This window comes from Chthoniobacter sp. (assembly GCF_040003245.1).
Classification (GTDB): domain Bacteria; phylum Verrucomicrobiota; class Verrucomicrobiia; order Chthoniobacterales; family Chthoniobacteraceae; genus Chthoniobacter.
Map to the genome: position 1 here is coordinate 1 of NZ_JBDUCX010000290.1, position 7,856 is coordinate 7,856.

Genomic DNA, 7,856 nt, shown 5'->3' on the forward strand with positions numbered 1-7,856 from the left:
CAACCTCCGCCGTGACAGGGCGGCGCTCTAACCAATTGAGCTAAGACTCCTCAAAGGAGGCGCGCACAGTAGAGCCCGAGTCCGGGGGCGGCAACAAATTTCTCGGGTATTTTTTGCGCCCTTAAAGCGCTGAATCTTGTAGCCTTCCAGTGCCCCTTTTTTCATGCCCGCGACCTTGCCTCCGCCCCGCGTCTTTCTCACTGCCGAATGGCGGTCGTTGCTGATGCTGAACTACGTCGTCGACCCCGCCGTGCTGCGGCCCCTCGTGCCGCATGGCGTGGAACTGGACCTGTGGCAGGGGGAAGCGCTGGTCAGCATGGTCGGCTTTTTGTTTCTGCACACCAAAGTGCTGGGGGTGCCGGTTCCCTTTCACCAGGATTTCGAGGAAGTGAACCTGCGTTTCTATGTGCGGCGCGAGACGCCCGAAGGATGGCGGCGCGGGGTCACCTTTGTCCGTGAGATCGTGCCGCGCCTGGCCATCGCGACGGTGGCCCGGGTGCTCTACAACGAGCCTTACCTGGCCTGCCCGATGCGGCATACGGTTGCGCCGGGCCATTGCGAATATGCGTGGCGTTTCGGCGGTCGCTGGAACTCCATAAGCGCGGAGTGCGAAGGCGAGCCCGCGCCGATCGGCGAGGGGAGCGCCGAGGAGTTCATCTTCGAGCATTATTGGGGCTACACACGGTTGCGCGACGGGAGCACGGCCGAGTATCAGGTGGAGCATCCGCGCTGGCGGTCCTGGACGGCGAAAAAGGCGCGGCTCGATTGCGATGCGGCCGCCCTCTACGGCGCGGACTTCGCGCAGCCGCTGGCGGGCATTCCCGTTTCGGCGTTTCTCGCCGAGGGATCGCCGATCACCGTGCGGCGCGGGGTGCGGCTGGGAACCGGTCGTAGCTGAACGACTGTGAAATAAGTTCGACTCCCCTCCACGATGACACGCGAGGAGGGGACGCTCGCGGGGTGTCGCCTGCCTGTCCGCCATTTTTATCTTGACTTTTTATGGCCTTGGTGCTACTGTACTCGCTCGAAAGTGGGAGTAGGGAAGCCGACGGAGTTGGAAACATTCGGAAGGGGGAGGGAATGCGGTTCTTTGACACATCAAAATGGGGTTGGTCTGATGCAATCGAGTTGCATTAAGCGTCGATCTTCACACGGGAATCAGCTACCCCTGGCTGCCTTGATTGGCCTGAGGTCGACCAGAGTAAAACTGAGGCTGGTCAAGCCTGGTCAAGCCCGGTCAAGGCTGGTCAAGGTCCGAATTTTTCCTGGATGGCCATCCCAGTGCCTATTGTGCAAGGCGTTCGTAATGCCAGGCCATGGCATTTAGCCAGTCAAGCGCCGGGCGGTGGGGACGGATTGTCTGGAGCGGCTTTGCGGCGGACGCGCGGGGCGAGCAGCACTAGCCCGCAGCAGCCCAGGCCGGAGAGCACGAACGGCGACCAGGCACCCGCGGTGGACGGGAGGGATGGCTGGTGCGGGGGTATGGGCCCCGCGTCGACGTCGTAGCTGACTTTGATCCCCCCTTTGCCGTAGCTCACTTTCTTGACGAGGATCTTCACGAGTTCGTTTTTGGATCGGTGGTATTCCACCGTCGCCCACTCGCGGGCCTTGTGGTCGGCATCCGCCACGAAGAGCCGGGTGGACGCCTTGAATACATAAGTCTTGTTTTCCTCGAGCGGCTCGCGCGGGAGATCGCCGATACCCATGCTGAATTTGACTTTGGGGAACGCCGACAGGTTGCTGACGATGAGCTCGCTGGGGTAGGCGCGGTAGATGTCGGGGAGAGGGCGACGGAGAATGTCGGCCCGGACTGGGACGAGCGCGGAGCAAAGGAGAAACGCGGCGAAGTAGATCTGTTTCATGCCGGATGAAGTTCCGGAGCCATGATGTGAAATTGGGCGCGCGGCGTCAAATGACATCGGCTGAGGATGCGCGCTACGCAAGATCGACACCAGGAGGAATTGTGGGCAGGATGCACGCGAGTTTTTCTTCATCGAAACCTATGACGCTCTTTTCTCTCAGGTCACCTCTTGCCGATATCGTCATCCAGCCGCCTCCACCTCCGCCGTCGCCCCATCACGCGCCGCCGGTGAGTCCCTTGCCGTATCTTGTCCTGGCGCTCGTTGCGGTGGGAGTCTTGTTGTTGCTGCGCAAGCGGCGCCCTTCCGGCTCCGTCGCGCCGCATTCGTAGGTCGCGGCTCACGCACCTCATGTTCCAGCCGGCGCTCGCCTTCGTCCTCACGGTCCTGCTGGAGTGGCCGCTGCTGGCGTGGCTTTCCGGTTTGGGATTTCGCGCCACGGGGCTTTTTTGTCTGTGCTTGAATGGAGCCAGTTGGGGTGCGGCCATGGGCGTGCTCGCACTGTGGCCGGCTCCGGTGCCGCTGCTGGAAGCGGCGATTGTCCTGGTGGAAGCGGCGATCCTGGCGTGGTTCTGGCGCTGGCCTCCCGGGCGCGCGCTGGGGATCTCGCTGGCCATGAATCTCACCAGTTGGTTGCTGGGCACTCCGCTGCTATCCTGGCTGGCGCCCGTGTCATGAAACCTGCCTTGCGCTTTTCTCTCCTCGCCCTGCTGGCTGCCAGCCACGGGGTGAATGATTTCATCGCGGGCTGGATGCTCGGTGGCGGAATGCCGGAGGCCTCCGCGTGGGACCGGTTGCCCTGGTTGGCGATTTACGCGGCGCTGGCTTTCGCCGGGCAATTGCCGGTGGCCTGGATCATGGATCGCTCGCGACGGCAGCACACCTGGCTGTTCGGAGCGCTGGCGATGATGATTGTGGCGGTGCAGGCGTGGAATATTACCCCGGGGCTCGCGGTCATCCTCTCCGGGGCGGCGTCGGCCTTTTGTCATGTCGCGGGCGGCGCGATCGCGCTGCAATTGCCGCGCGGTGAGCGCGCGCTCGGCTGGTTTTCCGCACCGGGCATCCTCGGTCTCACGCTCGGCGGCTGGCTGGGGAATACGCAAGGCGAACTGGCCCCGTGGGCGGCTCTGCTCCCCGCGGCGCTGCTCGCGGGAGGCCTCTTCCTGCGTGGGCAATGGCCGCGCGAGGAAACCGCGGAGCGTCGCGTCGCCGCGCCGGGTGTCGACGCCCACGACGGCCTGATGCTGCTCATCCTGCTCGCCCTCACTTTGCGCTCGGCGCTGTGGGATCTCGTGCAAATCGCGCGGTCGGCCGATGGCCACGTCCTCTTCGCCCTCGCCGCTGCCGCCGCCGGCGGTAAAGTGCTCGGCGGCTGGATGATCTCCCGCTGGCCCACCGTCCGCCACGTCAGTATCACGCTCCTCGTCTCGTGCCTCCTGCTGGAATTCGCCCGGCAATCCGTGGTGGGACTTTGCGCCGGCGTCGCCTTGCTGCAGTCCACCATTCCGGCTTCCATTGTGATCTTGCACCGCTCCTTCGGCACCTCGGCGGCGCGCGCCTCTGCCTATGGGCTGGGACTGACGGTTGCCTTGGGTGGACTCGTCATCCCCTTGCGCCTCGATCTGTCCACGACCCTGGCCGCCGTGGCCATCGCGGCGGTGGCTCTGCTGGGGTGGACCGCGCGCCGCCGCGGGCCGCGCTTCGCCGGCTGAGATTCGGTCGGCACTCGACACACCCCCGCCAATTTGTTCGCATCCTTCGCTATGAGTTCTCTTTGGGATCGCTATCAGAAATATCTCCTCCGTAACGACACGCTCGGCTTCTCGCTCGACATCAGCCGCATGCGTTTTGGCGATGATTTTCTGGCCAGGATGGAGCCGCTCGCGCAGAAGGCTTTCGTGAGCATGAAGGCCCTCGAGGCCGGCGCGATCGCGAATCCGGACGAAAACCGCATGGTCGGCCACTACTGGCTGCGCGCCCCGCAACTCGCGCCCACGGCGGAGTTGAAAGCCGAGATCGAGAATTGCAATTCGTCGATCCGCGATTTCGTCGCCAAGGTCTATGCCAGCGGACGCTTCACCGACGTGCTCGTCGTCGGCATCGGCGGCTCGGCGCTCGGCCCGCAGTTCGTCAGCGATGCTCTCGGCACCGATGACGACCGGCTGCGCCTGCATTTCTTCGACAACACGGATCCCAACGGCATCGACCGCACGCTCACGAGCCTGCAACACCGCATCGAGCACACGCTCGTCGTCGTCATCTCGAAATCCGGCGGCACGCCCGAGACGCGCAACGGCATGCTCGAAGCCGAGGCCGCTTTCGCCAAGGCCGGCGTGAATTTCGCCCGCAATGCGGTGGCGGTGACGGGCGTCGGCTCAGCGCTCGACAAGATTGCGGAGAAAGCCGGCTGGCTGGCGCGTTTCCCGATGTGGGATTGGGTCGGCGGGCGCACCTCGATCATGAGCGCCGTCGGCCTCGTGCCGCTCTGGCTGCAAGGGCTCGACATGCAATCGCTCCTCGACGGCGCCGGGGCGATGGATGCCTGGACGCGCGGGACCGAGACCTTGAAGAATCCCGCCATGTTGCTCGCGCTCATGTGGCACTTCGCGGGCAACGGGCGAGGGGAGAAAGACATGGTCGTCCTGCCCTACAAGGACCGGCTCGCGCTCTATTCGAAATATCTCCAGCAGCTCGTCATGGAATCGCTCGGCAAGGCGCACGATCTCGATGGGAAGGAAGTTCACCAAGGCATCGCCGTGTACGGCAACAAGGGTTCGACCGACCAGCATGCTTACGTCCAGCAGCTCCGCGATGGCGTGGCCAATTTCTTCGCTACTTTCATCGAGGTCCGCAAAGACCGCGCCGGTGAATCCATCGAGGTCGAGCCGGGGTTCAACTCCGGCGATTTCCTCCAGGGATTCCTGCGCGGTACCCGGGCGGCGCTCTACGAAGGTGGTCGCGATTCGCTGACGATCAGCATTCCCGAGGTCACGCCGTTCCAGGTCGGCGCGCTCATCGCGCTCTACGACCGGGCCGTCGGCTTCTACGCCTCGCTGGTCAATATCAACGCCTACCATCAGCCCGGCGTGGAAGCCGGCAAGAAGGCCGCGGCCGGCGTGCTGAAGACCCTGGCTGGCGTCCGCGGTTCGCTTTCCGCCACCCCGCAGAGTGCGAGCCAGATTGCGACCGCGCTGGGCGAAGACGCCGAGGCGGTTTTTCATGCACTCAATCACCTTGCCGCCAACGATAGCCGTGTGCGGAAGCAAACCGGCGAGGCCATCGGCGCCGACACCTTCCAACTGGCCTGATGTCGAAACCTACGCAGACGAAAAATTCCATCGATACCATTGCGGTCCCATTTCCGCGGGTCACGGGACTGGTGCGGCAACTGACGCATGATGTCCGCAACGGCCTGAATAACGTCGACCTGCAAGCGGCGTATTTGCAGGAAATCGTGACGGATCCGCAAGCGGTCCCGGAGATCAAGCGTCTGCGGGGCATGGTGACCGATGCGGCGAAAATGTTGCAGGCCTTTTCCGCCAGCTTCTGGCTGGCGGAACCGAGCCTCGTCACCTATTCGGCGGCCATTTTCATCGAGGACTTTCAGGCGCGCTTCGCGAAGATGCTGCCAGAGCAGGCGCCGGAAATCCAGTGGACGGTGAAACTCGGCGACGAGCCGATCGCGGTGGACATCGAGATGTTGTTCCGCGGGCTCGCCGAGTTCTTCAAGAATGCCTTCCATTTTCGCGAGGGACAGCGACCGATCGAGGCGGAGGTAAGTTCCGAAAAGGGAAAGCTGGTGATCGAGTTGCGCGAGAGCAAGGCCGCCGTGCCCTCCCCGCCGGATGGCTGGGGCTGCGAACCGCTGGTCTCGACCCGGCGCAGTGGTTTCGGCATGGGCCTTTTTTACGCGCGCCAGGTGTTCGCGGTTCACGACGGTACGGTCGCGGCTACTTTCGACCAGGCGGCGGAGCGGCTGACGACCCGCCTGACTCTGCCGCTGGCCGCACGCTGAGGATGGGCACTCCCCCGGTCAGCCATAAAATCGTCGTGGTCGACGATGAGCGGCCTGTCTTGCTCACGCTCGAGGCGCTGCTCACGCGTCACGGCTATGCGCCACAGCTCGCGCACACGGCCTCGGCGGGCCTCGCTCTCATCCGCAAATCCCGGCCGGATTTGGTGCTGCTCGACCTCGGCCTGCCGGATGCGGATGGGCTCGACGTGTTGCGCGAGATCAAGGGCGAATTCCCGCAGATGCCGGTGATCATCCTTACGGCCAACGACTCCCTGAGCAACGCGGTCGAGTCGATCAAGCAGGGAGCCTTTCATTTCATCAGCAAACCCTACGCGGTCGAGGAACTGCTCAGCCTCATCACCCGTGCCCTGGAACAGCGCCAGCTCGTGAAGGAGACCGAAACGCTGCGCGAGGAAAAGCAGAAACTCACCCGCCGCCTCGACCTTGCGGAGCGCCAGCTTGCCCCCGTCGCCCAGAGCCGCTCCATGCGCAATGTGCGCGACCTGATTGAGCGCTTTGCCCCGACCGACGCCAACGTCCTGTTGCTCGGCGAAAGCGGCGTTGGCAAGGAGGTCCTGGCCAATCAAGTCCACCGCCTGAGCCGGCGCGCGGATGGGCCGATGGTGAAGCTCAATTGCGCGGCCTTTCCGGCTAACATGATCGAGGGCGAATTGTTTGGCTACACCAAGGGCGCCTTCACCGGAGCCGTGGCGGATTTCCCCGGCATGATCTCCGAGGCGTCCGACGGCACGCTGTTCCTCGACGAGATCGCCGAGATGCCCTTGGAATTGCAGACGCGTTTCCTGCGGGTCCTGCAGGAGCGTGAATTTCGCCGCCTGGGCAGCACCAAGACGATTGCCGCGAACTTCCGCCTCATCGCGGCGACGAACCGTCCCGCCGCGGAAGCCGTGCGCAGCGGGGTCCTCCGGCAGGATCTCTACTACCGGCTGAACACCTTCCAGATCGAGATCCCGCCCCTGCGCGAGCGCCGGGACGATATTCCCGCGCTGGTGTCGGTCTTCGTCAGCCGCTTCGCGAAGCAACTGGGGAAGCCGGAGCCAACCATTGCGCCGGAGGCCTTCGACCGCCTGCAGAATTACGACTGGCCGGGCAATGTCCGGGAACTGCAGAACGCCATCGAGTACAGCGTCGTGCTGGCTGACCAAGCCCTGATCACTCTCAAGGAATTGCCGCGTGAAATCCAGCTCCCCATGGCCCTGCACGAGGCGAAAAATGCCACCGGCGCCGCGTCTCTGAATCTCGAGGACCAGGAGAAGCAGGCCATCCTCCAGGCCCTGGCCCAGGCCCACGGGAACAAGAAAAAGGCCGCCACTATCCTGGGCATTCACCGGCCAACGCTTTACAGTAAAATGAAGCACCACGGCATCAATTTGAAATGATTGTTTCTTGTGCCCGCGGGGCTTTGACGGCAATTTCTCGCGATTTCGCCCGATGTCTCCGCCGCTGATTACTCTCCGTCACCGCGAAAAGGTCCTCGCGCACGCCGAGCAACAGCTCCGTTCCCAAGGGGAGCTCAACGCGGCCGACCTGCTCTCGCTTTATAAGAAATTCCTCAAGATCGAGAACCATCGCATCCGGCTGAAGCACTACAGCGGCGGCGGCGGCCGGGAGATCTGCGCGCAGCGGGCCAGTCTCGTGGACATCGTGCTGCGGCACCTGCTCGAGGCCGGCATCGAGGACGGGGAGGGCGGCAAGCCGCTGCCGAAACTCGCGCTGGTCGCTCTCGGGGGCTACGGACGCGGCGAGCTCAATCCGTTCAGCGACGTGGACATCATGTTTCTCCACGATGATGGGACGAAGACGCTCGACCCGCGCCTCAACGACATCGTCCAGCACATCCTCTACATGCTTTGGGATGTGGGCTTCAAGGTGGGGCACTCCACGCGTTCCATTTCCGATTCCATCAAGCACGCCAACGAAGACATGCTCTCCAAGACGGCCTTGCTCGAGGCGCGTTTCAT

Annotated in this window: 8 protein-coding genes; 7 read left to right on the top strand and 1 reads right to left on the bottom strand. The window is 63.7% G+C overall.

Annotated elements, in window-relative coordinates:
* The first annotated feature begins 163 nt into the window (after nucleotides 1-163).
* A complete protein-coding gene (locus ABJF10_RS27165; protein ID WP_348547763.1) occupies nucleotides 164-898 on the top strand; it encodes a DUF2071 domain-containing protein in 735 nt (244 codons plus the stop codon).
* Between the two features lie 433 nt (nucleotides 899-1,331).
* Here ABJF10_RS27165 and ABJF10_RS27170 read toward each other — a convergent pair whose 3' ends face one another.
* Nucleotides 1,332-1,862 carry a hypothetical protein gene (locus tag ABJF10_RS27170; RefSeq protein WP_348547764.1) on the bottom strand — a complete coding sequence of 177 codons (531 nt, stop codon included), beginning with the start codon at nucleotides 1,860-1,862 and terminating at the stop codon, nucleotides 1,332-1,334.
* Between the two features lie 348 nt (nucleotides 1,863-2,210).
* On the opposite strand from ABJF10_RS27170, the gene ABJF10_RS27175 reads away from it, so the two are divergent.
* The 6 genes from ABJF10_RS27175 to ABJF10_RS27200 form a co-directional block, all read left to right on the top strand.
* A complete protein-coding gene (locus tag ABJF10_RS27175; protein ID WP_348547765.1) occupies nucleotides 2,211-2,537 on the top strand; it encodes a hypothetical protein in 327 nt (108 codons plus the stop codon).
* Entirely contained in the window at nucleotides 2,534-3,571 is a 1,038-nt protein-coding gene (locus ABJF10_RS27180; RefSeq protein WP_348547766.1) for a hypothetical protein, read from the top strand. The genes ABJF10_RS27175 and ABJF10_RS27180 overlap by 4 nt, the downstream gene beginning before the upstream one ends.
* 51 nt (nucleotides 3,572-3,622) lie before the next feature.
* Nucleotides 3,623-5,167 (top strand): glucose-6-phosphate isomerase, encoded by a 1,545-nt coding sequence (locus ABJF10_RS27185; protein WP_348547767.1) that lies wholly within the window; start codon nucleotides 3,623-3,625, stop codon nucleotides 5,165-5,167.
* Complete coding sequence (locus ABJF10_RS27190; RefSeq protein WP_348547768.1) at nucleotides 5,167-5,874, top strand: hypothetical protein; 708 nt, start codon at nucleotides 5,167-5,169, stop codon at nucleotides 5,872-5,874. Before ABJF10_RS27185 ends, ABJF10_RS27190 begins: the two co-directional genes overlap by 1 nt.
* 2 nt (nucleotides 5,875-5,876) lie before the next feature.
* Complete coding sequence (locus tag ABJF10_RS27195) at nucleotides 5,877-7,274, top strand: sigma-54 dependent transcriptional regulator (protein ID WP_348547769.1); 1,398 nt, start codon at nucleotides 5,877-5,879, stop codon at nucleotides 7,272-7,274.
* 52 nt (nucleotides 7,275-7,326) lie between these two features.
* Nucleotides 7,327-7,856 (top strand): nucleotidyltransferase domain-containing protein (locus ABJF10_RS27200; RefSeq protein WP_348547770.1); only part of this gene is annotated, 530 nt, incomplete at its 3' end.